Raw genomic sequence first — 23,190 nt, 5'->3', positions numbered from 1 at the left:
GGATATGCGACGTATAGCAGTGATGGGCGCCTCCGGGCGCATGGGTAAGAACCTGGTGGAGGCGGTGCAGCAGCGCTCGCCTCTGTCGGGGTTGACTGCGGCAATCGTACGCCCCGGCAGTACGCTGATCGGCGCCGATGCTGGCGAGTTGGCTGCGCTGGGGCGGATCGGTGTGGCGCTGTCCGGCAGCCTGGAGCAAGTGGTTGATGAATTCGATGTGTTGATCGATTTCACCCTGCCCGAAGTGATGCTGAAAAACCTGGCGTTCTGCCGCAAGGCGGGCAAGGCCATGGTCATTGGCACCACCGGCCTGAATGCCGAGCAGAAGCAGTTGCTCGTCGCGGCGGGCAAGGACATTCCTATCGTGTTTGCCGCCAACTTCAGTGTGGGCGTCAACCTGTCGCTGAAGTTGCTCGACATGGCTGCACGGGTGCTGGGTGATGATGCGGATATCGAGATCATTGAGGCCCATCACCGGCACAAGGTCGATGCGCCATCGGGGACCGCCATGCGCATGGGTGAAGTGATTGCCGATGCGTTGGGGCGCGATCTGTCGAAAGTCGCGGTGTATGGTCGCGAGGGGCATACCGGTGTTCGCGAGCGCGAGACCATTGGCTTTGCCACTGTGCGCGGCGGTGACGTGGTCGGTGATCACACGGTGCTGTTTGCTGCCGAAGGTGAGCGCCTGGAAATCACCCACAAGGCCTCCAGCCGCATGACTTTCGCCAAGGGCGCAGTGCGTGCGGCATTGTGGCTGGAGGGGCGCGAAGCGGGCCTCTATGACATGCAAGATGTGCTGGATCTGCGTTAATCAGTAGCAAAAACGGGCCCCGGGTATTACTCTAGGGCCCCGTTTTTACCCGCTAAGCGACGTCCTGTCGCATTCTCCTGCCTTTTCGGCTCATTAGCGGTGGACCAAAAAAGCCTTTTTCTGTAAGCTACAGCTTTAGTGTGTCCACTAAAAGCGCGCAGAATAATTCAGTGAAGAAGCGGGGTGACGTGTCCATACGTCACTCCGCTTTTTTACAACCTGCGATCGCCCTTTCAGGCTTTATTTACGGGAGGTCTTCTTGACTAAGCCAGCCATACTCGCCCTTGCTGATGGCAGCATTTTTCGCGGCGAAGCCATTGGAGCCGACGGTCAGACCGTTGGAGAGGTGGTGTTCAACACCGCCATGACCGGCTATCAGGAAATCCTTACCGATCCTTCCTACGCCCAACAGATCGTTACCCTGACCTATCCGCACATCGGCAGCACCGGTACCACACCGGAAGACGTCGAGTCTGATCGTGTCTGGTCGGCCGGTCTGGTGATTCGTGATCTGCCACTGGTTGCGAGCAACTGGCGTAACACGATGTCTCTGTCCGATTACCTGAAAGCCAACAACGTGGTGGCAATCGCTGGTATCGACACGCGCCGACTCACGCGCATCCTGCGTGAAAAAGGTTCGCAAAACGGCTGCATCATGGCCGGTGACAATATTTCCGAAGAAGCTGCGATTGCTGCAGCGCAGGGCTTCCCTGGCCTGAAAGGCATGGACCTGGCGAAAGTTGTCAGCACCAAAGAGAAGTACGAGTGGCGCTCCACTGTCTGGGACTTGAAGACCGATAGCCACGCGACTATCGAAGCCAGCGAGCTGCCGTACCACGTCGTGGCCTACGACTACGGCATCAAGTACAACATCCTGCGCATGCTGGTCGAGCGCGGTTGCCGCGTAACCGTGGTGCCGGCGCAAACCCCGGCCGCCGACGTACTGGCCCTGCAACCGGATGGCGTGTTCCTGTCCAACGGCCCGGGTGACCCGGAGCCATGCGACTACGCCATCAAGGCCATCAAGCAAGTGCTGGACACCGAGATCCCGGTATTCGGTATCTGCCTCGGTCACCAACTGCTGGCCCTGGCCTCCGGCGCCAAGACCCTGAAAATGGGCCATGGCCATCACGGTGCCAACCACCCGGTACAAGACCTGGATACGGGCGTGGTGATGATCACCAGCCAGAACCACGGTTTTGCGGTGGATGAAGCTACCTTGCCGGCCAATGTGCGTGCCATTCACAAGTCGCTGTTCGACGGTTCCCTGCAGGGTATCGAGCGCACCGACAAGAGCGCGTTCAGCTTCCAGGGCCACCCTGAAGCGAGCCCGGGCCCGAACGACGTAGCGCCGCTGTTCGACCGTTTCATCAATGAGATGGCCAAGCGACGCTGACTGAGTGGCTTGCGGGCGGCCCCGAATTTCGGTGGCCCCCGCAGGCTCTTCAAAGATTGTTCAAGACGGCTTGCCGACTGACCTGCGGATTTGAGTGACAAACCCATGCCAAAACGTACAGACATAAAAAGCATCCTGATTCTCGGCGCTGGCCCGATCGTTATCGGCCAGGCCTGTGAGTTCGACTACTCCGGCGCCCAGGCCTGCAAGGCCCTGCGCGAAGAGGGTTACCGCGTCATCCTGGTGAACTCCAACCCGGCCACCATCATGACCGATCCGGACATGGCCGACGCCACCTACATCGAACCGATCAAATGGCAGACCGTTGCCAAGATCATCGAGAAAGAGCGTCCGGACGCACTGCTGCCGACCATGGGTGGCCAGACTGCACTGAACTGTGCCCTGGACCTGGAGCGCGAAGGCGTCCTGGAAAAGTTCGGCGTAGAAATGATCGGCGCCAATGCCGACACCATCGACAAGGCTGAAGACCGTTCGCGTTTCGACAAGGCCATGAAGTCTATCGGTCTGGATTGCCCGCGCTCGGGTATCGCCCACAGTATGGAAGAGGCCAACGCGGTTCTCGAAAAGCTGGGCTTCCCGTGCATTATCCGTCCGTCCTTCACCATGGGCGGCACCGGCGGCGGTATCGCTTACAACCGTGAAGAGTTCGAAGAAATCTGCGCCCGCGGCCTGGATCTGTCGCCGACCAAAGAGCTGTTGATCGACGAATCCCTGATCGGCTGGAAAGAGTACGAGATGGAAGTTGTCCGCGATAAAAAGGACAACTGCATCATCGTCTGCTCGATCGAAAACTTCGACCCGATGGGCGTGCACACCGGTGACTCGATCACCGTTGCACCTGCGCAAACCCTGACGGACAAGGAATACCAGATCATGCGTAACGCCTCGTTGGCGGTACTGCGTGAGATCGGCGTTGAAACCGGCGGTTCCAACGTTCAGTTCGGTATCTGCCCGGACACAGGCCGCATGGTCGTGATCGAGATGAACCCGCGTGTATCGCGTTCTTCGGCGCTGGCATCAAAAGCTACCGGCTTCCCGATTGCACGCATCGCTGCCAAGCTGGCGATCGGTTACACCTTGGACGAGCTGCAAAACGAAATCACGGGCGGTGCTACGCCGGCGTCCTTCGAGCCGTCGATCGACTACGTCGTCACTAAGCTGCCGCGCTTCGCTTTCGAGAAGTTCCCGAAAGCCGACGCCCGCCTGACCACTCAGATGAAGTCGGTCGGTGAAGTCATGGCCATTGGCCGGACATTCCAGGAGTCCCTGCAGAAAGCCCTGCGTGGCCTGGAAGTGGGCGTTTGCGGTCTGGACGAGAAGCTCGACCTGAGCAACCCGGAAAGCATGAGCATCCTCAAGCGCGAGCTGACCGTCCCGGGCGCCGAGCGTATCTGGTACGTGGCTGACGCCTTCCGCGCGGGCATGACCGTCGAAGACATCTTCGGCATGAACATGATTGACCCGTGGTTCCTGGTGCAGATCGAAGATCTGATCAAGGAAGAAGAGAAGGTCAAGACCCTGGGTCTTTCCTCTATCGACCGCGACCTGATGTTCCGCCTCAAGCGCAAAGGCTTCTCCGACCAGCGTCTGGCCAAGCTGCTGGGTGTGACCGAGAAAAACCTGCGCACCCACCGCCACAAGCTGGATATCTTCCCGGTCTACAAGCGTGTTGACACGTGCGCTGCAGAGTTCGCCACCGACACCGCGTACCTGTACTCCACTTACGAGGAAGAGTGCGAAGCCGCGCCGTCGGGTCGCGACAAGATCATCATCCTGGGTGGCGGTCCAAACCGTATCGGCCAGGGCATCGAGTTCGACTACTGCTGCGTACACGCCGCCCTCGCCCTGCGCGAAGACGGGTACGAGACCATCATGGTCAACTGCAACCCGGAAACTGTTTCCACTGACTACGACACTTCTGACCGCCTGTACTTCGAGCCGGTAACGCTGGAAGACGTGCTGGAAATCTGTCGCGTCGAGAAACCAAAAGGCGTGATCGTGCAGTACGGCGGGCAAACCCCGCTGAAACTGGCGCGGGCCCTGGAAGCGGCCGGCGTGCCGATCATCGGTACCAGCCCAGACGCCATCGACCGTGCCGAAGACCGTGAGCGCTTCCAGCAAATGGTCGAGCGCCTGAACCTGCGTCAGCCGCCAAACGCTACTGTGCGCAGCGAAGATGAAGCCATCCGCGCCGCCAGCAAGATCGGCTACCCGCTGGTGGTGCGTCCGTCCTACGTGCTGGGCGGCCGGGCGATGGAAATCGTCTACGAAGAAGACGAACTCAAGCGCTACCTGCGTGATGCGGTGAAAGTGTCCAATGACAGCCCGGTGCTGCTGGACCACTTCCTCAACTGCGCCATCGAGATGGACGTGGATGCGGTCTGCGACGGTACCGACGTAGTGATCGGCGCGATCATGCAGCACATCGAGCAGGCGGGCGTTCACTCCGGTGACTCCGCCTGCTCCCTGCCGCCGTACTCGCTGCCGCTGCACATTCAGGACGAGATGCGCGAACAGGTCAAGAAAATGGCCTTGGAGTTGGGTGTGGTCGGCCTGATGAACGTACAGTTGGCGCTGCAGGGCGAAGACATCTATGTCATCGAGGTCAACCCACGTGCCTCGCGTACCGTACCGTTTGTTTCCAAGTGCATCGGCGTATCCCTGGCAATGATTGCCGCCCGTGTGATGGCCGGTAAGACCTTGAAGGAAATCGGCTTCACCAAGGAAATCATTCCGAACTTCTACAGCGTGAAAGAGGCGGTATTCCCATTCGCCAAATTCCCTGGCGTGGACCCGATCCTGGGCCCAGAGATGAAGTCCACCGGTGAAGTGATGGGCGTGGGCGATACCTTCGGCGAAGCATTCGCCAAGGCCCAGATGGGCGCCAGCGAAGTGCTGCCGACCGGCGGTACTGCGTTTATCAGCGTGCGTGATGATGACAAACCACTGGTTGCAGGCGTGGCCCGTGATCTGATCAACTTGGGCTTCGAAGTCGTGGCCACTGCCGGGACCGCCAAGCTGATTGAAGCCGCTGGCCTGAAAGTGCGTCGCGTGAACAAGGTAACGGAAGGCCGTCCGCACGTGGTCGACATGATCAAGAATGACGAAGTCACCCTGATCATCAACACCACCGAAGGTCGCCAGTCGATCGCGGACTCCTACTCCATTCGTCGTAACGCCTTGCAGCACAAGATCTACTGCACCACCACCATTGCTGCTGGCGAAGCTATCTGTGAAGCGCTCAAGTTCGGTCCGGAAAAGACCGTGCGTCGCTTGCAGGATCTACACGCAGGATTGAAGGCATGATCAAATACCCTATGACAGTCCAGGGCGCCAAGGCCCTGGAAGAGGAGCACGCCCACCTGACCAAGGTCGTACGTCCAAAGCTGAGCCAGGACATCGGTACGGCCCGTGAGTTGGGTGACTTGAAGGAAAACGCCGAATACCACGCTGCTCGTGAGCAGCAAGGTATGGTCGAGGCGCGGATCCGTGATATCGAAGGGCGCATGCAGAATGCGGTCATCATCGATGTCACGACCATTCCGAAGACCGGCAAGGTGATTTTTGGCACGACTGTGGAAATCGCCAACGTCGAGACGGATGAAAGCGTGACTTACCATATCGTGGGTGAGGACGAGGCTGACTTCAAACTCGGCAAGATCTCCGTCGGTTCGCCGCTGGCCCGTGCCTTGATCGCCAAGGAAGAGGGTGACGTGGTCGCCGTCAAGACGCCTGGTGGCGTGATCGAGTACGAGATTGTCGAAGTTCGTCACATCTGAAGGAGGGCGCCCGCTTCCAGCGGGCGCCATGCTTTGGCAGCTGGCCCAGATGCTCTGGGTTGGCGGCCTGTGGCTGTTACACCTGGGTGTATTGCCGGTACTGGGCATGATTGGCCTGGCGCCGTTGCTGATCGATGAGATCGGCGGATTATTGAGTGCGCTGCTGGTGGGATTTGCGGCGGCGTGCGTGACTCTCCAGGCATTGGTGCTGGTCAAGGCTGAGGGCTTGGGGAGTTTGTGGCGGGATATGCGCGGGCAACTGCTGTTGATGGCGCTGTATGCGTGCGCAATGTATTGCGTGGTGCGCATATTGCTGCCGGAAGCCTTGCGCTGGCAGCTGTTCAGCTATCTTGTGCTAGGGTTTTCTGGCTTGGTGCTGGTGGTACAACCTGCGCCGGGATGGAGTGGCAGGGCGCGCGAAGCACGCCCGTGACCCTTGTATCATTTGAAGCGGTGAACGTTCGACAATTGCTTGTTGGCGCTGAAATTCTTGCGATACAGCAGCGCCATCTTGCCGATGACCTGAACCAGGTCCGCCTTGCCCACCTTGCACAGTTCTGCAATGGCGGCCAGGCGCGCTTCGCGATCGAGGATATTGACCTTGATCTTGATCAGCTCGTGATCGCCTAATGCGCGTTCAAGTTCGGCTAACACACCTTCAGTCAAACCGTTGTCAGCCACGATCAAAACTGGTTTCAGATGGTGGCCAATGGATTTGTACTGTTTCTTCTGCTCTTGAGTGAGCGGCATAATCTGACCCCTGCGTCTGATCTTGTAAAAAGCGGCGGCCAGTTTACCCGAGCGAGTCCGGGACCGCCCAGTTAATCACGACCCGTTTTATTTTCGAGGTGGCCCGTGGCCCGTTCCAAAACTAGCCTTAACTGGCTTAAAGAGCATTTCAACGATCCTTACGTCAAAAAGGCGCAAAAGGATGGCTACCGTTCCCGGGCCAGCTACAAGCTGCTGGAGATCCAGGAAAAGGACCGGTTGATCCGTCCAGGCATGAGCGTAATCGATCTTGGCGCAGCCCCAGGTGGCTGGTCCCAGGTGACCAGTCGTCTGATTGGTGGGCAAGGCCGGTTGATCGCTTCCGATATCCTGGAGATGGACAGCATCCCTGATGTGACCTTCGTCCATGGCGACTTTACCCGCGATGACGTGTTGGCACAGATCCTCGAGGCTGTCGGAAATTCGCAGGTAGACCTTGTGATTTCGGATATGGCCCCCAATATGAGTGGATTACCAGCCGTGGATATGCCACGCGCCATGTTCCTGTGCGAATTGGCACTGGATCTGGCAGGAAGGGTTCTGCGTCCGGGTGGTGATTTTCTGGTCAAGGTTTTCCTTGGGGAAGGTTTTGACGAGTACCACAAGAACATGCGCAAGCTGTTCGACAAGGTGCAGACCCGCAAGCCTGACTCATCGAGGGACAGGTCTCGCGAGCAGTATTTGCTGGGCCGCGGTTACCGCGGTGTCGAAGGCGCTGCCAGTGATGAGCGTCTTTAAAGGTTTTAAGGGAGTCGATAGGTTTTTTTATATCGCTTTCGTCACGAAGCTTTACGAATATTGTGTAGTCAAAGTTTCACAAAGGGTTACAGACGGCGCCTGCCAGAGTTGTAGGTAATGTAGTAAGTTAGGCCGGTGAATATCATGCGAAGCGCGCGCCAGTAGCGGAGCTTGCTTCAGAGGGTAGTTAATTGAACGATATGGCAAAGAATCTGATCCTGTGGTTGATCATCGCGGCTGTCCTGGTGACGGTGATGAACAACTTCTCCAGCCCTAACGAGCCGCAGACCCTCAACTATTCCGACTTCATCCAGCAAGTTAAGGATGGCAAGGTCGAGCGCGTAGCGGTTGATGGCTACGTGATCACCGGCAAGCGCAACGATGGCGACAGCTTCAAGACCATCCGTCCGGCGATCCAGGACAATGGCCTGATCGGCGACCTGGTGGACAACAAGGTGGTCGTCGAGGGCAAGCAGCCTGAGCAGCAGAGCATCTGGACCCAGTTGCTGGTAGCCAGCTTCCCGATCCTGGTGATTATTGCCGTGTTCATGTTCTTCATGCGCCAGATGCAAGGTGGTGCAGGAGGCAAGGGCGGGCCGATGAGCTTCGGCAAGAGCAAGGCGCGCCTGCTTTCCGAAGACCAGGTAAAAACCACCCTGGCTGACGTTGCCGGTTGCGACGAAGCCAAGGAAGAAGTCGGCGAGTTGGTCGAGTTCCTGCGCGACCCAGGCAAGTTCCAGCGCTTGGGTGGCCGTATTCCTCGCGGCGTACTGATGGTTGGTCCTCCGGGTACCGGTAAAACCCTGCTCGCCAAGGCGATTGCCGGCGAAGCCAAGGTGCCGTTCTTCACCATTTCCGGTTCCGACTTCGTCGAGATGTTCGTCGGTGTAGGCGCCAGCCGTGTGCGTGACATGTTCGAGCAGGCCAAGAAGCACGCGCCATGCATTATCTTCATCGATGAAATCGACGCTGTCGGTCGCCATCGTGGTGCTGGCATGGGGGGTGGTCATGATGAGCGTGAGCAGACCCTCAACCAGTTGCTGGTGGAGATGGACGGCTTTGAAATGAACGACGGCATCATCGTGATTGCCGCCACCAACCGTCCTGACGTACTTGACCCAGCGCTGCTGCGTCCGGGCCGTTTCGACCGCCAGGTGGTGGTTGGCTTGCCGGATATCCGTGGCCGCGAGCAGATTCTCAAGGTCCATATGCGCAAAGTGCCAATGGGCGATGACGTGGCGCCGGGCGTGATTGCCCGTGGTACTCCTGGTTTCTCCGGTGCCGACCTGGCCAACCTGGTGAACGAGGCCTCGCTGTTCGCTGCCCGTACCGGCAAGCGCATCGTCGAGATGAAAGAGTTCGAGCTGGCCAAGGACAAGATCATGATGGGCGCTGAGCGCAAATCCATGGTCATGTCCGAGAAAGAGAAACAGAACACCGCTTATCACGAAGCCGGTCACGCCATTGTAGGTCGCGTTGTGCCTGAGCATGACCCGGTCTACAAGGTGTCGATTATTCCTCGTGGTCGGGCGTTGGGTGTCACCATGTTCCTGCCGGAAGAGGATCGTTACAGCCTCTCCAAGCGTGCCCTGATCAGCCAGATCTGCTCGCTGTACGGCGGCCGTATCGCCGAAGAGATGACCTTGGGCTTTGACGGTGTAACCACCGGCGCGTCCAACGACATCATGCGTGCCAGCCAGATTGCGCGAAATATGGTCACCAAGTGGGGTCTTTCGGAAAAACTCGGCCCGCTGATGTATGCCGAGGAAGAAGGCGAAGTATTCCTGGGTCGTGGTGGCGGCGGTCAAAGTGCCAGCTTCTCCGGCGAGACTGCCAAGCTGATCGACTCTGAAGTGCGCAGCATCATTGACCAGTGCTACGGCACGGCCAAGCAGATCCTTACCGATAACCGTGACAAGCTCGACGCCATGGCTGATGCCCTGATGAAGTACGAGACTATTGATGCCGAGCAGATCGACGACATCATGGCTGGCCGTACTCCTCGCGAGCCTCGTGATTGGGAAGGTGGTTCGGGTACTTCTGGCACACCGCCAGTGGTACAGAATGAGCGCCCGGAAAACCCAATCGGCGGCCCGGCTGCCGACCTTTAAGGCTTGAAATGACTTCTGTGTTGTCCTCCACCCGGTTGCCTTGCGGCAACCGGGTTCTTGATTTGGCCCGTACCCACGTTATGGGCATTCTCAACGTAACCCCTGATTCCTTTTCCGACGGTGGTCGCTTCAGCCAGTTGGACGCGGCTTTGCGTCATGCAGAAGCAATGGTGGCTGCGGGTGCGACCATTATCGATGTCGGTGGTGAGTCGACCCGGCCTGGAGCACGTGCTGTTTCCCCGCTGGAGGAGATGGAGCGTGTTGCGCCGATTGTCGAGCGAATCCATCGTGAGCTGGATGTCATCATCTCGGTAGATACCTCGACGCCCGCCGTCATGCGTGAGACCGCGCGACTCGGCGCGGGGCTAATCAACGATGTGCGCTCATTGCAGCGCGATGGTGCGCTGGATGCTGCTGCTGCCACCGGGTTGCCTGTGTGCCTGATGCATATGCTTGGCGAGCCCGGGACGATGCAGGACGCCCCGCACTACGACAACCTGGTTGAAGAAGTGACGGAATTTCTGGTGAGTCGCATTGCCCAATGCGCCGTTGCAGGAATTGCACCTGAGCGGATCATTCTCGATCCGGGGTTTGGTTTTGCCAAAACCCTGCAGCACAACTTGAGCCTGTTCAAACATATGGAGTCGCTGCATGCCCTTGGTCGCCCCCTGTTGGTTGGGGTGTCACGCAAGAGCATGATAGGCCTGGCCTTGAATCGTCCCGTGGGCGAGCGCCTGTATGGCGGCCTGGCCCTCGCGGCACTGGCCGTGGCCAAGGGCGCGCGCATTCTGCGGGTGCATGATGTGGCCGAGACAGTTGACGTAGTGCGGATGATCGAAGCGGTAGAATCAGCCGAATAAGAATGATGGAGCACTTATGACAAAGAAATATTTTGGCACCGACGGTATTCGTGGTCGGGTCGGCGAATTCCCGATCACTCCGGATTTCATGCTCAAGCTGGGCTGGGCGGCCGGGATGGCCTTTCGCAGCATGGGCGCATGCCGCATCCTGGTCGGCAAGGACACGCGGATCTCCGGTTACATGTTCGAGTCTGCGCTGGAGGCGGGCCTGTCCGCTGCCGGGGCTGATGTGATGTTGCTGGGGCCGATGCCTACGCCGGCGATCGCTTATCTGACGCGTACCTTTCACGCTGAAGCCGGAATTGTGATCAGCGCTTCGCACAATCCCCATGACGACAATGGCATCAAGTTTTTCTCGGGCCAGGGCACCAAGCTGCCGGACGAGATCGAACACATGATTGAAGAGCTGCTGGATGCGCCGATGACCGTCGTCGAGTCGAGCAAGCTGGGCAAGGTATCGCGGATCAACGACGCGTCGGGTCGTTATATCGAATTTTGCAAAAGCAGCGTGCCTACCAGCACCAATTTTGCCGGGCTCAAGGTGGTCATCGACTGTGCCCACGGTGCCACCTACAAGGTCGCTCCCAGCGTATTCAAGGAATTGGGCGCCGAGGTCACCGTGCTGTCGGCTCAGCCTAACGGCCTGAACATCAACGACAACTGCGGTTCGACCCACATGGGGCAATTGCAGGCAGCGGTATTGGCCGAGCACGCGGACCTGGGTATCGCCTTCGATGGTGACGGTGATCGCGTGCTGATGGTCGATCATACCGGCGCCATCGTCGACGGTGACGACCTGCTGTTCATCATTGCCCGCGACCTGCATGAGCGTAACAAGCTCCAAGGCGGCGTCGTCGGTACCTTGATGAGTAACCTGGGGCTGGAGCTGGCCCTGGCCGACCTGGGGATCCCGTTCGTGCGCGCCAATGTTGGCGACCGCTACGTGATTGCCGAGCTGCTGGAGCGCAACTGGGTGGTGGGTGGCGAGAATTCGGGCCATGTCGTGTGCTTCCAGCACACCACCACCGGTGATGCGATTATCGCGGCGCTGCAGGTACTATTGGCCCTGCGTCGCCGCGAAGAAAGCCTGGCTCAGGCGCGCCAGGCGCTACGCAAGTGCCCTCAAGTATTGCTCAATGTGCGTTTCTCGGGTGGTGAAAACCCTATCGAGCACCCGGCGATCAAGGAAGCCTGTGAGCGCGTTACCGTCGCCATGGCGGGGCGTGGCCGGGTCTTGTTGCGCAAGTCGGGGACCGAGCCTTTGGTGCGTGTGATGGTTGAAGGCGATGACGAAACACAGGTTCGTGGCTACGCCGAAGAGCTGGCAAAACTGGTAACTGAAGTTTGCGCCTGAATTCGGCTTGCCAGTGATGATGTGGTTGGGTAACATCTGCGCCCACTTTGACCGACGAGGTACAGCATGCGTCGCACTATGGTAGCTGGTAACTGGAAGATGCACGGTACCCGCGCCAGTGTCGCTGAGCTGGTCAATGGCCTTCGTCACCTGGCTTTGCCAAGCGGTGTCGATATTGCGGTATTCCCGCCTTGCTTGCATATCAACCAAGTGGTTGATGGCTTGAAAGGCAAGTCGATCCAGGTCGGCGCGCAGAATTCCGCAGTAGAAGCCATGCAGGGTGCGTTGACCGGTGAGATTGCACCGAGTCAGTTGGTTGATGCGGGTTGTTCCTATGTGCTTGTTGGGCACTCCGAGCGCCGTCAGATGATGGGCGAGCGGGATGGGACGCTCAACCGCAAGTTCGCAGCGGCACAGGCTTGTGGCTTGATTCCAGTGTTGTGCATAGGGGAAACCCTGGAGCAGCGTGAATCGGGCAAGACTCTTGAAGTTGTCTCGCGTCAGCTGGGCAGCATCATCGAGGAGCTGGGTGTTGGTGCATTTGCAAAGGCAGTGATTGCTTACGAGCCGGTCTGGGCCATTGGCACCGGGCTGACTGCTACACCGCAACAGGCGCAGGATGTGCATGCAGCCATCCGCGCGCAGTTGGCGGCAGAGAATTCTGAGGTCGCACAAGGTGTGCGGCTTCTATACGGCGGCAGCGTGAAGGCGGCCAATGCGGTCGAACTGTTCGGCATGCCGGATATCGATGGGGGGCTCATTGGTGGAGCTTCCCTGAATGCAGATGAGTTCGGTGCGATTTGTCGCGCCGCGGGAAACTGAGAAAATGCTGGAAACAGTCGTAGTCGTTTTTCATCTGTTGGGTGCGCTGGGCGTTGTTGCCCTGGTATTGCTGCAACAGGGTAAAGGTGCGGACGCTGGTGCGTCTTTCGGGGCAGGTGCTTCAAATACTGTGTTCGGAAGCCAAGGTTCCTCTACCTTTCTTAGTAAGTTTACTGCTATACTTGCCGCCGGTTTCTTCATAACCAGCCTGGGGTTAGGTTACTTTGCTAAAGAGAAAGCTCATGTGCTGACTCAAGCAGGTTTGCCAGATCCAGCAGTGTTGGAAGTACCAAAAGCAAAACCGGCTTCTGATGATGTTCCGGTGCTTCAAGAGCAAAAGTCGGCTACTCCAGCGACTGACGTGCCTCCAGCTCAAGAGCAGAAGTAAGAAGGTTGTAAACGCTGTATTGCCGAGGTGGTGGAATTGGTAGACACGCAACCTTGAGGTGGTTGTGCCCATAGGGTGTAGGGGTTCGAGTCCCCTTCTCGGTACCAATTATCAGGAGAGCCCGCTGTTGCGGGCTTTCTTGTAGGTGGAAGGTTACATTGACCCTGTAAGGGATCGGTCGTATACTTCCGCCCCAGCTTTGTCGCGGGGTGGAGCAGTCTGGTAGCTCGTCGGGCTCATAACCCGAAGGTCGTCGGTTCAAATCCGGCCCCCGCAACCAGTTTTAGCGGAGCCCCTTTTAAGGGGCTTTTTGTTAGCTGGACACTTTCAACGCCGCTGTTCGACGGCGTTTCAAGGATGGGCGTTTCGCCCATTTTTTTATTTTGCACAGCATGCACATACATGCACGAGGGGGTTCAGGTGTCGAGCAAGCTAGAAGAGTTGCAGGCCTTGCTGGCCCCGGTGGTCGTGGCCCTAGGCTATGAATGCTGGGGTATTGAGTTTTCGGCTCAAGGTCGCCACTCAATGTTGCGCGTTTATATCGATAAAGAGGGCGGCGTGCTGGTGGACGATTGTGCCATCGTCAGCCGTCAGATCAGCGGTGTCCTGGATGTTGAAGATCCGATCGCCGTTGAATACACCCTCGAAGTTTCCTCGCCAGGCATGGAACGCCCACTGTTCACTATTGAGCAGTTTGCTAAATATGCCGGTGAACAAGTGAAGATCAAGCTGCGATCTCCTTTTGAAGGGCGACGCAACTTTCAGGGCCTTCTGCGCGGTGTAGAAGAACAGGATGTAGTGGTGCAGGTAGAAGACCACGAGTTCCTGTTGCCGATCGATATGATCGACAAGGCCAACATTATTCCCAGTTTTGACTGAGACGTGCCAGAAACTGCGGATCCCGCGGATCCAATGGCTTGCGAAAGGCGAGGCGTACGATGAGCAAAGAAGTACTGCTGGTTGTTGAGTCGGTATCCAATGAAAAGGGCGTACCGGCTAACGTGATTTTTGAAGCGCTGGAGTTGGCCTTGGCCACTGCTACCAAAAAGCGTTTTGAAGACGAAGTTGATCTGCGTGTGGAAATCAACCGCCACACCGGAGCCTATGAGACTTTCCGTCGCTGGACAGTCGTCGAAGAAGCCGATCTTGATGATCCGGCCATCGAAACCTGGCCAAGCAAGGTTGCGCAAACGCATCCTGGTGCCCAGGTGGGTGACGTCGTCGAGGAAAAGATCGAGTCCATCGAGTTCGGCCGCATCGCTGCACAGACTGCCAAGCAAGTCATCGTGCAAAAGGTCCGCGAAGCCGAGCGCGCTCAAGTCGTTGACGCCTATCGCGAGCGCCTGGGGGAAATCATCTCCGGCACCGTGAAGAAAGTGACCCGCGACAACGTGATCGTCGACCTGGGTAACAACGCTGAAGCGTTGCTGGCCCGTGAAGACATCATTTCTCGCGAAACCTTCCGTGTTGGCGTGCGCTTGCGTGCGCTGCTCAAGGAAATCCGCACCGAGAACCGTGGCCCTCAACTGATCCTGTCGCGTACTGCGCCGGAAATGTTGATCGAGCTGTTCCGTATTGAAGTGCCGGAAATTGCCGAAGGCCTGATCGAAGTGATGGCTGCGTCCCGCGACCCGGGTTCGCGCGCCAAGATCGCGGTCCGCTCCAAGGACAAACGCATCGACCCGCAGGGTGCTTGCATTGGTATGCGCGGTTCGCGCGTCCAGGCAGTGTCGGGCGAATTGGGCGGTGAGCGTGTGGATATCGTGCTGTGGGACGATAACCCGGCGCAGTTCGTGATCAACGCCATGTCCCCGGCCGAAGTCGCGGCAATTATTGTTGACGAAGATGCCCATGCAATGGACATCGCCGTTGGCGCAGACAATCTGGCCCAGGCCATCGGTCGCGGTGGTCAGAACGTGCGTCTGGCCAGCCAGTTGACTGGCTGGACCCTGAACGTCATGACCGAATCGGACATCCAGGCTAAGCAGCAAGCAGAAACCGGCGACATCCTGCGCAACTTCATCGACGAGCTGGAAGTCGACGAAGACCTGGCACAGGTGCTGGTAGATGAAGGCTTTACCAGCCTGGAAGAGATTGCCTACGTACCGGTGGAGGAAATGCTCAACATCGACGGCTTTGACGAAGACACCGTCAACGAGCTTCGCGCTCGGGCCAAGGATCGCTTGTTGACTAAAGCCATCGCTACTGAGGAAAAGCTGGCAGACGCCCATCCGGCCGAAGACCTGCTCTCGCTTGAGGGTATGGACAAGGATTTGGCGATGGAACTGGCGGTGCGCGGCGTAATTACCCGCGAAGACCTGGCCGAGCAGTCTATTGACGACCTGCTCGACATCGACGGCATTGACGATGATCGTGCCGGCAAGTTGATCATGGCCGCCCGAGCCCATTGGTTCGAGTAATTAGGCGCGGCCTGAGGAGAGAAGTGCATGACGCAAGTCACGGTGAAACAACTGGCCGATGAGGTCAAAACACCGGTAGAGCGCCTGTTGCAGCAGATGCGTGAGGCAGGTCTGCCGCACACCGCCGCCGAGGAACATGTGAGCGACAGTGAGAAGCAATCGTTGCTGACTCACTTGAAAAGCAGCCACAAGGCGAAAGTGGAAGAACCGCGCAAGATTACATTGCAGCGCAAAACAACCAGCACCCTGCGGGTGGCTGGTAGCAAAAGCATCAGCGTTGAAGTGCGTAAGAAGAAAGTCTTCGTACAGCGCAGCCCGGAAGAAATCGAAGCCGAGCGCAAACGCGAGATGGACGAACGTCGCGCAGTAGAAAATGCTGCACGTCAGAAGGCTGAAGAAGAAGCCAAGCGTCGCGCCGAAGAAGAAGCGCGTCGCCAGCCTGCTGCTGCGCAATCCGCTACTGATGCAGTCGCCGCTCCTGCCGCGCCTGTTGAAGCTGTGCGTGAGGCCGCTCCTGTTGCCGCCGCACCTGCTCCTGCAGCCGACGCTCGCAAGCGCGACGAACCTCGTCGTCCGGACAAGCCACGCGCAGACGATAACAATCGTCGCGGCAGTGGTGATGGTGAGCGCAAAAACGCTCCACATCGTGCTTCGGTCAAAGAGAAAGCGCCTGCTCCACGCGTTGCGCCACGTACTACCGACGAAGAAAGCGATGGCTTCCGTCGTGGTGGTCGCGGCAAGGCCAAACTGAAGAAACGCAACGCCCACGGTTTCCAGAGCCCAACCGGCCCTGTCGTGCGTGAAGTGAAGATCGGCGAGACCATCACTGTGGGCGATCTGGCCCAGCAGATGTCGGTCAAGGCTGCTGAAATCATCAAGTTCATGTTCAAGCTGGGTACTCCGGCCACCATCAACCAGGTACTGGACCAGGAAACTGCCCAACTGGTTGCTGAGGAGCTGGGCCACAAAGTGACCCTGGTCAGCGACACCGCCCTGGAAGATTCCCTGGCCGAGTCCCTGAAGTTTGAAGGTGAGGCAGTTTCCCGTGCGCCAGTCGTGACCGTAATGGGCCACGTTGACCATGGTAAGACTTCCCTGCTCGACTACATCCGTCGTGCCAAGGTTGCAGCGGGCGAAGCCGGCGGCATCACCCAGCACATCGGTGCCTACCACGTTGAAACCGACCGTGGCATGGTGACGTTCCTCGATACCCCAGGTCACGCCGCGTTTACCGCAATGCGTGCCCGTGGTGCCAAGGCGACCGACATCGTGATCCTGGTGGTTGCAGCGGACGACGGCGTAATGCCACAAACCATCGAAGCCGTTCAGCATGCCAAGGCTGCTGGTGTGCCGCTGGTGGTTGCAGTGAACAAAATCGACAAGCCGGGCGCCGATCTCGATCGCATCCGTAGCGAACTGTCGGTTCACGGCGTGACATCCGAAGAGTGGGGTGGCGACACTCCATTCGTACCGGTCTCGGCGAAGATGGGTACCGGCGTTGACGAACTGCTCGAAGCAGTCCTGTTGCAAGCCGAAGTCCTGGAACTGACCGCTACGCCATCGGCTCCTGGCCGTGGTGTCGTGGTTGAATCGCGCCTCGACAAGGGTCGTGGCCCGGTTGCGACCGTGCTGGTTCAAGACGGTACCCTGCGCCAAGGCGACATGGTGCTGGTCGGTTCGAACTACGGCCGTGTACGTGCCATGCTCGACGAGAACGGCAAGCCAATCAAGGAAGCAGGTCCTGCTATCCCGGTCGAGATTCTTGGCCTGGACGGTACCCCGGACGCTGGCGACGAGATGAGCGTAGTTGCCGACGAGAAGAAAGCCCGTGAAGTGGCTCTGTTCCGTCAAGGCAAGTTCCGCGAAGTCAAGCTGGCCCGTGCTCACGCCGGCAAGCTGGAAAACATCTTCGAGAACATGGGCCAGGAAGAGAAGAAGACGCTTAACATCGTCCTCAAATCTGACGTCCGTGGTTCCCTCGAAGCGTTGAACGGCGCCTTGAACGGCCTGGGTAACGACGAAGTGCAAGTGCGTGTTGTCGGTGGCGGTGTCGGTGGTATCACCGAATCCGATGCCAACCTGGCACTGGCCTCCAACGCTGTACTGTTCGGCTTCAACGTGCGTGCCGATGCTGGCGCACGGAAGATCGTCGAGCAGGAAGGCCTGGACATGCGTTACTACAACGTCATCTACGACATCATCGAAGACGTCAAGAAAGCCCTTACCGGCATGCTTGGCAGTGACGTGCGGGAAAATATCCTGGGTGTTGCCGAAGTGCGTGACGTGTTCCGTTCGCCGAAGTTCGGCGCGATCGCCGGTTGCATGGTTATCGAAGGTACTGTGCACCGTAACCGTCCAATCCGTGTACTGCGTGAAGACATCGTTATCTTCGAAGGCGAGCTGGAATCCCTGCGCCGCTTCAAAGATGACGCTTCCGAAGTACGTGCCGGCATGGAATGCGGTATCGGCGTCAAGAGCTACAACGACGTCAAGCCTGGCGACAAGATCGAAGTCTACGAGAAGGTCCAGGTTGCTCGCAGCCTCTAACTCGCGCACTTCAGGAGCCACGCCGCGTGTGGGCATGCAAATGTCCCGCGCAGTGTCCGGACTCTAAACGCAACGCCCGGTCTGGCTTTTGTCAGGCCGGGCGTTTGCCGCTTTCAGACCCCACGGGTTTCACCGTGTGGCAGTAACAGGTAACAAGACATGGCAAAAGAATACAGCCGTACCCAACGTATCGGCGATCAGATGCAGCGCGAGCTGGCCCAACTGATCCGTCGCGAAGTCAAAGACCCGCGCGTTGGCCTGGTCACCATTACCGCTGTTGAAGTGAGTCGTGACGTTGGTCACGCGAAGATCTTCATCACCGTGATGGGCCAGGACAATAGCGAAGAGATCGCGCAAAGCATCAAGGTGCTCAACTCTGCCGCAGGCTTCCTGCGCATGCAGTTGGCCCGTGAGATGAAGCTGCGCAGCGTGCCCCAGTTGCACTTCCACTACGACGAAAGCGTCGTGCGTGGTGCGCACCTGTCGGCCCTGATCGAACGTGCCGTGGCTGAAGACAATCAGCATCCGTCCACACCTGAAGACGCCAAGGAGTAAGCGGTGGCTCAGGTCAAGCGTATCCGTCGTAACGTCAGTGGCATCATCCTGCTCGACAAGCCCATTGGCTTTACCTCCAATGCCGCTTTGCAGAAGGTCCGCTGGCTGCTCAATGCCGAGAAGGCCGGGCACACCGGCAGCCTCGACCCCTTGGCTACTGGCGTATTGCCATTGTGCTTTGGCGAGGCCACCAAGTTCTCGCAATACCTGCTCGATTCAGACAAGGGTTACGAAACCCTGATGCAACTGGGCAAGACCACCACCACGGCTGACGCCGAAGGTGATGTTCTGCAGGTTCGTGACGTGACCGTTGGTCGTGCAGATATCGAGGCCGCTTTACCCGCTTTTCGTGGGCAAATCAGTCAGATACCGCCGATGTACTCGGCTCTCAAGCGTGATGGCCAGCCTCTTTACAAGCTGGCACGTGCGGGCGAAGTAGTGGAGCGCGAACCGCGTTCTGTTACTATTGCGCGCTTGGAATTGCTTGCCTGTGAAGGCGAGACTGCCCGCTTGGCCGTGGACTGCAGCAAAGGCACCTATATCCGTACCCTGGTGGAAGATATCGGTGAAAAGCTCGGTTGCGGCGCGTACGTTGCAGAACTGCGACGCACCCAGGCTGGCCCTTTTACCCTGGCCCAGACGGTCACGCTGGAAGAGTTGGAAGCCGTGCATGCCGAAGGCGGCAATGAAGCAGTTGATCGCTTCCTGATGCCATCGGACAGCGGCTTGCTGGATTGGCCATTGCTGCACTTTTCGGAGCACAGCGCGTTCTACTGGCTCAACGGCCAGCCAGTACGTGCACCGGATGCCCCGAAGTTCGGCATGGTGCGGGTACAAGATCACAACGGTCGCTTTATCGGTATCGGTGAAGTGAGCGAAGACGGGCGCATCGCGCCGCGTCGACTGATTCGGTCAGAATGACCGGAACCAGTTTGTGGTAAAAGCGCAGTAGTTTTTACGCAAACTGGAACGAGGGTGGCTGTTAACAGGCACGGTCACTACTCATTTTTAGATACAGGGATTTGTCCCTGGCCTGTTGAAACTGCCCTTTGGGTGGTTTCCTGAAAAAAGGATTGCCTCATGGCTCTCGACGTTCAAGAAAAAGCACAAATCGTAGCTGACTATCAGCAAGCTGTTGGTGACACTGGTTCGCCAGAAGTGCAAGTTGCACTGCTGACCCACAACATCAACAAGCTGCAAGGTCACTTCAAGGCCAACGGTAAAGATCACCACTCCCGTCGTGGTCTGATCCGCATGGTAAACCAGCGTCGTAAGCTGCTGGACTACCTGAAAGGCAAGGATCTGGGTCGTTATCAGACTCTGATCGGTCGCCTGGGTCTGCGTCGCTAATCAGCGATTGCGCTAGAGGTTGGTTGGCTGTCGTGTGTCAGTGGGTTTCCCGCTGGCCCATGGCAGGCTTCCAGCCTCAAGTTTTATCTGGATACACGTTTTACCCTGGACAGGCGTTGGGCCGATTCCCGACATTGCCCAAGAATTTCGCAAGAAGACAAGTTCCCCAAGAGCCACAAAGAAGGTAGGACACCGTGAACCCGGTTATCAAAAAATTCCAGTTCGGTCAGTCGACCGTTACCCTCGAGACAGGCCGTATTGCCCGTCAAGCCTCCGGCGCAGTGCTGGTCACCGTTGACGACGACGTTACCGTACTGGTGACCGTTGTAGGCGCCAAGACCGCTGACCCAAGCAAAGGCTTCTTCCCTCTTTCCGTTCACTACCAGGAAAAGACTTACGCTGCCGGTAAGATCCCTGGTGGTTTCTTCAAGCGTGAAGGCCGTCCTTCCGAGAAAGAAACCCTGACTTCCCGACTGATCGACCGTCCGATCCGTCCGCTGTTCCCAGAAGGCTTCATGAACGAAGTGCAGGTTGTCTGCACCGTCGTTTCCACCAGCAAGAAGACCGATCCGGACATCGCTGCGATGATCGGCACCTCGGCTGCCCTGGCCATCTCCGGTATTCCTTTCGATGGCCCGATCGGCGCAGCCCGTGTTGCGTTCCACGAAAGCACCGGCTACCTGCTGAACCCGACTTACGAACAACAGAAAGCTTCGAGCCTGGACATGGTCGTTGCCGGTACTTCGGAAGCCGTGTTGATGGTTGAATCGGAAGCCAAAGAGCTGACCGAAGACCAGATGCTGGGCGCTGTACTGTTTGCTCACGACGAGTTCCAGGTTGTGATCAACGCTGTTAAAGAACTGGCTGCTGAAGCTGCCAAGCCAACCTGGACCTGGGCTCCTGCGCCTGAAGCCACCGCACTGCTGGGCACTATTCGCTCCGAGTTCGGTGCTGCGATCTCCGACGCCTACACCATCACCATCAAGGCCGACCGTTACGCTCGCCTGGGTGAACTGAAGGACCAGGTTGTTGCCAAGCTGTCCGGTGAAGAAGGCCAGCCTTCTTCCAGCGAAGTCAAAGCAGCCTTCGGCGAAATCGAATACCGCACCGTTCGCGAAAATATCGTTAACGGCAAGCCACGTATTGACGGTCGCGACACCCGCACCGTACGTCCGCTGAACATCGAAGTCGGCGTTCTGCCGAAGACCCACGGTTCGGCCCTGTTCACCCGTGGTGAAACCCAGGCCCTGGTAGTCGCGACTCTGGGTACTGCCCGTGACGCACAGCTGCTGGACACCCTGGAAGGCGAGAAAAAAGACCCGTTCATGCTGCACTACAACTTCCCTCCGTTCTCGGTAGGTGAGTGTGGTCGCATGGGTGGTGCTGGTCGCCGCGAAATCGGTCACGGCCGCCTGGCCCGTCGTTCGATTGCAGCCATGCTGCCTGCCGCCGACGTGTTCCCGTACACCATTCGTGTTGTGTCGGAAATCACCGAGTCCAACGGTTCCAGCTCCATGGCTTCGGTCTGCGGTGCTTCCCTGGCTCTGATGGACGCCGGCGTTCCGATGAAGGCACCGGTTGCCGGTATCGCTATGGGCCTGGTTAAAGAAGGCGAGAAGTTCGCCATCCTGACCGACATCCTGGGCGACGAAGACCACCTGGGCGACATGGACTTCAAAGTAGCCGGTACCGCCAAAGGTGTGACCGCGCTGCAGATGGACATCAAGATCAAGGGCATCACCGAAGAAATCATGGAAATCGCTCTGGGCCAAGCCCTGGAAGCGCGCCTGAACATCCTCGGCCAGATGAACCAGATCATTGGTCAGTCCCGCACCGAACTGTCGGAAAATGCTCCGACCATGATCGCGATGAAAATCGACACCGACAAAATCCGTGATGTCATCGGTAAAGGCGGCGCGACCATCCGTGCGATCTGTGAAGAAACCAAGGCCTCGATCGATATCGAAGACGACGGTTCGATCAAGATCTTCGGCGAAACCAAGGAAGCGGCTGAAGCTGCACGCCAGCGCGTCCTGGGTATCACCGCTGAGGCAGAGATCGGCAAGATCTACGTCGGTAAGGTTGAGCGCATCGTCGACTTCGGCGCATTCGTCAACATCCTGCCGGGCAAGGACGGTCTGGTTCACATCTCCATGCTGAGCGATGCTCGCGTTGAGAAAGTGACCGACATCCTCAAAGAAGGCCAGGAAGTGGAAGTGCTGGTACTGGACGTGGACAACCGCGGCCGTATCAAACTGTCCATCAAGGACGTAGCAGCAGCCAAGGCTTCGGGCGTTTAATCACTCCCAGGCTTCACGCTGAAAAAGAGGACTCTTCGGAGTCCTTTTTTTTGGACTGCGGGAAAGTGAAGGTAAATCAGCCGTTTAGCCCAGGACAAAAGCCGCAACTTGCATGCAGGCACGACGGGCTTCATGCAAGTTGCACGATTTCGAAAAAACAGCATTTATATAAGCTATTGATTCATATGGGTTTATTTAAATTTTTGGACTTGGCACACTGTCTGCACTATTCCTGTTAACGCTGCAGTATGAAGGTTCACACACTGCAGACTTTCAATAAAACAGGAGTTACTCGTATGAAGAAGTTCGCTCTCGCTACTGCTACCGCTCTGACCCTGGCCATGGGTGCTAACGTGGCCTTTGCCCAAACTTCCCAAGCTCCAATGACTCTGGCGGCTGGTGAAGCCACCAAAGCGAAAGAAAGCGTTTCGGATACTTGGATCACCACCAAAGTTAAATCTGATCTGCTGACTGAAAAAGGTATTCCTGGTTCGGACATCAAGGTTGAAACCAACAAAGGTGTGGTTTCCCTGTCGTCGACTGTAGCCATTTCGGATTCGCAGAAAGCAACCGCTGTAGCGATCACCAAGAAAATCAAAGGTGTAACCGCGGTTTCTGCTGACGGCCTGCTGGCTGGCGGCGCCACCAAGGCAGACAACATCGACAAAACCAAAAGCGCAGCAGCAGGCGCCAAAGAGTCCACTTCGGATACCTGGATCACTACCAAAGTGAAAGCTGACCTGGTAACCGAGAAAGGCATTCCTGGTACCGACATTAAAGTCGAAACCAACAAGGGCGTGGTTTCCCTGTCCTCTTCGGTCGCTGTGACTGAAGCGCAGAAAACTACTGCGGTGAATATCACCAAGAAAATCAAAGGCGTTAAAGCTGTATCGGCCGACGGCCTGAAAGCAGAGTAACGCGTAACCATTCGACTGGACCCAGGCGGCCACGAGCGAGGCAGATATCCGCT

Annotated in this window: 20 protein-coding genes and 2 tRNA genes; 21 read left to right on the top strand and 1 reads right to left on the bottom strand. The window is 57.7% G+C overall.

The genetic code is table 11. The annotated features are described in order from the left end of the window. Window positions 1–4: 4 nt before the first annotated feature. The 5 genes from dapB (at window position 5) to HBO19_RS25105 (ending at window position 6,440) form a co-directional block, all read left to right on the top strand. Window positions 5–811 carry a 4-hydroxy-tetrahydrodipicolinate reductase gene (gene dapB / locus HBO19_RS25125; RefSeq protein WP_170058512.1) on the top strand — a complete coding sequence of 269 codons (807 nt, stop codon included), beginning with the start codon at window positions 5–7 and terminating at the stop codon, window positions 809–811. A 259-nt stretch (window positions 812–1,070) separates the two neighbouring features. Further along, on the top strand, window positions 1,071–2,207 hold the full coding sequence (carA, locus tag HBO19_RS25120; RefSeq protein ID WP_170058511.1) for a glutamine-hydrolyzing carbamoyl-phosphate synthase small subunit: 1,137 nt from the start codon (window positions 1,071–1,073) through the stop codon (window positions 2,205–2,207). A 105-nt stretch (window positions 2,208–2,312) separates the two neighbouring features. Then, the gene (gene carB / locus HBO19_RS25115) at window positions 2,313–5,534 is read left to right on the top strand and encodes a carbamoyl-phosphate synthase large subunit (RefSeq protein WP_169955084.1); all 3,222 of its coding nucleotides are present in this window, start codon (window positions 2,313–2,315) and stop codon (window positions 5,532–5,534) included. Further along, window positions 5,531–6,007: a transcription elongation factor GreA gene (gene greA / locus HBO19_RS25110; protein WP_032862903.1), complete on the top strand. Its 477-nt coding sequence runs from the start codon at window positions 5,531–5,533 to the stop codon at window positions 6,005–6,007. Before carB ends, greA begins: the two co-directional genes overlap by 4 nt. A gap of 28 nt (window positions 6,008–6,035) precedes the next feature. Then, window positions 6,036–6,440 (top strand): MFS transporter, encoded by a 405-nt coding sequence (locus tag HBO19_RS25105; protein ID WP_169955083.1) that lies wholly within the window; start codon window positions 6,036–6,038, stop codon window positions 6,438–6,440. A gap of 8 nt (window positions 6,441–6,448) precedes the next feature. Here HBO19_RS25105 and HBO19_RS25100 read toward each other — a convergent pair whose 3' ends face one another. Then, window positions 6,449–6,757 carry a YhbY family RNA-binding protein gene (locus HBO19_RS25100; protein ID WP_029298992.1) on the bottom strand — a complete coding sequence of 103 codons (309 nt, stop codon included), beginning with the start codon at window positions 6,755–6,757 and terminating at the stop codon, window positions 6,449–6,451. A 105-nt stretch (window positions 6,758–6,862) separates the two neighbouring features. On the opposite strand from HBO19_RS25100, the gene rlmE reads away from it, so the two are divergent. The 16 genes from rlmE (at window position 6,863) to HBO19_RS25020 (ending at window position 23,137) form a co-directional block, all read left to right on the top strand. Next, entirely contained in the window at window positions 6,863–7,513 is a 651-nt protein-coding gene (gene rlmE / locus HBO19_RS25095; RefSeq protein ID WP_038445965.1) for a 23S rRNA (uridine(2552)-2'-O)-methyltransferase RlmE, read from the top strand. Window positions 7,514–7,713: 200 nt separating this feature from the next. After that, window positions 7,714–9,624 (top strand): ATP-dependent zinc metalloprotease FtsH, encoded by a 1,911-nt coding sequence (gene ftsH, locus HBO19_RS25090; protein ID WP_029298988.1) that lies wholly within the window; start codon window positions 7,714–7,716, stop codon window positions 9,622–9,624. An 8-nt stretch (window positions 9,625–9,632) separates the two neighbouring features. Beyond that, complete coding sequence (folP, locus tag HBO19_RS25085) at window positions 9,633–10,484, top strand: dihydropteroate synthase (RefSeq protein ID WP_170058510.1); 852 nt, start codon at window positions 9,633–9,635, stop codon at window positions 10,482–10,484. A 16-nt stretch (window positions 10,485–10,500) separates the two neighbouring features. After that, window positions 10,501–11,838 (top strand): phosphoglucosamine mutase, encoded by a 1,338-nt coding sequence (gene glmM / locus HBO19_RS25080; protein ID WP_029298983.1) that lies wholly within the window; start codon window positions 10,501–10,503, stop codon window positions 11,836–11,838. 66 nt (window positions 11,839–11,904) lie between these two features. Continuing rightward, on the top strand, window positions 11,905–12,660 hold the full coding sequence (gene tpiA, locus HBO19_RS25075) for a triose-phosphate isomerase (protein ID WP_070994377.1): 756 nt from the start codon (window positions 11,905–11,907) through the stop codon (window positions 12,658–12,660). A gap of 4 nt (window positions 12,661–12,664) precedes the next feature. Beyond that, complete coding sequence (gene secG, locus HBO19_RS25070) at window positions 12,665–13,048, top strand: preprotein translocase subunit SecG (protein ID WP_029298979.1); 384 nt, start codon at window positions 12,665–12,667, stop codon at window positions 13,046–13,048. A 21-nt stretch (window positions 13,049–13,069) separates the two neighbouring features. Beyond that, a tRNA-Leu gene (locus HBO19_RS25065) sits at window positions 13,070–13,155 on the top strand. A 96-nt stretch (window positions 13,156–13,251) separates the two neighbouring features. Next, window positions 13,252–13,328 (top strand) — tRNA-Met (locus HBO19_RS25060). 140 nt (window positions 13,329–13,468) lie between these two features. Then, a complete protein-coding gene (gene rimP, locus HBO19_RS25055) occupies window positions 13,469–13,927 on the top strand; it encodes a ribosome maturation factor RimP (RefSeq protein ID WP_032867412.1) in 459 nt (152 codons plus the stop codon). A gap of 59 nt (window positions 13,928–13,986) precedes the next feature. Next, a complete protein-coding gene (gene nusA / locus HBO19_RS25050) occupies window positions 13,987–15,468 on the top strand; it encodes a transcription termination factor NusA (protein ID WP_038445977.1) in 1,482 nt (493 codons plus the stop codon). Window positions 15,469–15,495: 27 nt separating this feature from the next. Next, entirely contained in the window at window positions 15,496–18,015 is a 2,520-nt protein-coding gene (infB, locus tag HBO19_RS25045) for a translation initiation factor IF-2 (protein ID WP_169955079.1), read from the top strand. A 159-nt stretch (window positions 18,016–18,174) separates the two neighbouring features. Next, complete coding sequence (rbfA, locus tag HBO19_RS25040) at window positions 18,175–18,570, top strand: 30S ribosome-binding factor RbfA (RefSeq protein ID WP_029298974.1); 396 nt, start codon at window positions 18,175–18,177, stop codon at window positions 18,568–18,570. A 3-nt stretch (window positions 18,571–18,573) separates the two neighbouring features. Next, entirely contained in the window at window positions 18,574–19,491 is a 918-nt protein-coding gene (gene truB / locus HBO19_RS25035) for a tRNA pseudouridine(55) synthase TruB (RefSeq protein ID WP_169955078.1), read from the top strand. A 159-nt stretch (window positions 19,492–19,650) separates the two neighbouring features. Continuing rightward, entirely contained in the window at window positions 19,651–19,920 is a 270-nt protein-coding gene (gene rpsO, locus HBO19_RS25030) for a 30S ribosomal protein S15 (RefSeq protein WP_003177875.1), read from the top strand. Window positions 19,921–20,114: 194 nt separating this feature from the next. Continuing rightward, on the top strand, window positions 20,115–22,220 hold the full coding sequence (gene pnp / locus HBO19_RS25025; protein WP_169955077.1) for a polyribonucleotide nucleotidyltransferase: 2,106 nt from the start codon (window positions 20,115–20,117) through the stop codon (window positions 22,218–22,220). A 296-nt stretch (window positions 22,221–22,516) separates the two neighbouring features. Continuing rightward, entirely contained in the window at window positions 22,517–23,137 is a 621-nt protein-coding gene (locus HBO19_RS25020; protein ID WP_029298967.1) for a BON domain-containing protein, read from the top strand. Window positions 23,138–23,190 lie beyond the last annotated feature (53 nt).

This window comes from Pseudomonas sp. WS 5021, from assembly GCF_012985535.1.
Classification (GTDB): domain Bacteria; phylum Pseudomonadota; class Gammaproteobacteria; order Pseudomonadales; family Pseudomonadaceae; genus Aquipseudomonas.
Note: the sequence above shows the minus strand (reverse complement) of the source record. Positions and strands in the feature narration are given on the sequence as shown.

Coding starts and splice junctions, on each gene's coding strand:
- glmM (WP_029298983.1), top strand. CDS start 10,501: ATGACAAAGAAATATTTTGGCACCGACGGTATTCGTGGTCGGGTCGGC.
- ftsH (WP_029298988.1), top strand. CDS start 7,714: ATGGCAAAGAATCTGATCCTGTGGTTGATCATCGCGGCTGTCCTGGTG.
- tpiA (WP_070994377.1), top strand. CDS start 11,905: ATGCGTCGCACTATGGTAGCTGGTAACTGGAAGATGCACGGTACCCGC.
- nusA (WP_038445977.1), top strand. CDS start 13,987: ATGAGCAAAGAAGTACTGCTGGTTGTTGAGTCGGTATCCAATGAAAAG.
- folP (WP_170058510.1), top strand. CDS start 9,633: ATGACTTCTGTGTTGTCCTCCACCCGGTTGCCTTGCGGCAACCGGGTT.
- infB (WP_169955079.1), top strand. CDS start 15,496: ATGACGCAAGTCACGGTGAAACAACTGGCCGATGAGGTCAAAACACCG.
- dapB (WP_170058512.1), top strand. CDS start 5: ATGCGACGTATAGCAGTGATGGGCGCCTCCGGGCGCATGGGTAAGAAC.
- rbfA (WP_029298974.1), top strand. CDS start 18,175: ATGGCAAAAGAATACAGCCGTACCCAACGTATCGGCGATCAGATGCAG.
- greA (WP_032862903.1), top strand. CDS start 5,531: ATGATCAAATACCCTATGACAGTCCAGGGCGCCAAGGCCCTGGAAGAG.
- HBO19_RS25100 (WP_029298992.1), bottom strand. CDS start 6,757: ATGCCGCTCACTCAAGAGCAGAAGAAACAGTACAAATCCATTGGCCAC.
- HBO19_RS25105 (WP_169955083.1), top strand. CDS start 6,036: ATGCTTTGGCAGCTGGCCCAGATGCTCTGGGTTGGCGGCCTGTGGCTG.
- rpsO (WP_003177875.1), top strand. CDS start 19,651: ATGGCTCTCGACGTTCAAGAAAAAGCACAAATCGTAGCTGACTATCAG.
- HBO19_RS25020 (WP_029298967.1), top strand. CDS start 22,517: ATGAAGAAGTTCGCTCTCGCTACTGCTACCGCTCTGACCCTGGCCATG.
- secG (WP_029298979.1), top strand. CDS start 12,665: ATGCTGGAAACAGTCGTAGTCGTTTTTCATCTGTTGGGTGCGCTGGGC.
- carB (WP_169955084.1), top strand. CDS start 2,313: ATGCCAAAACGTACAGACATAAAAAGCATCCTGATTCTCGGCGCTGGC.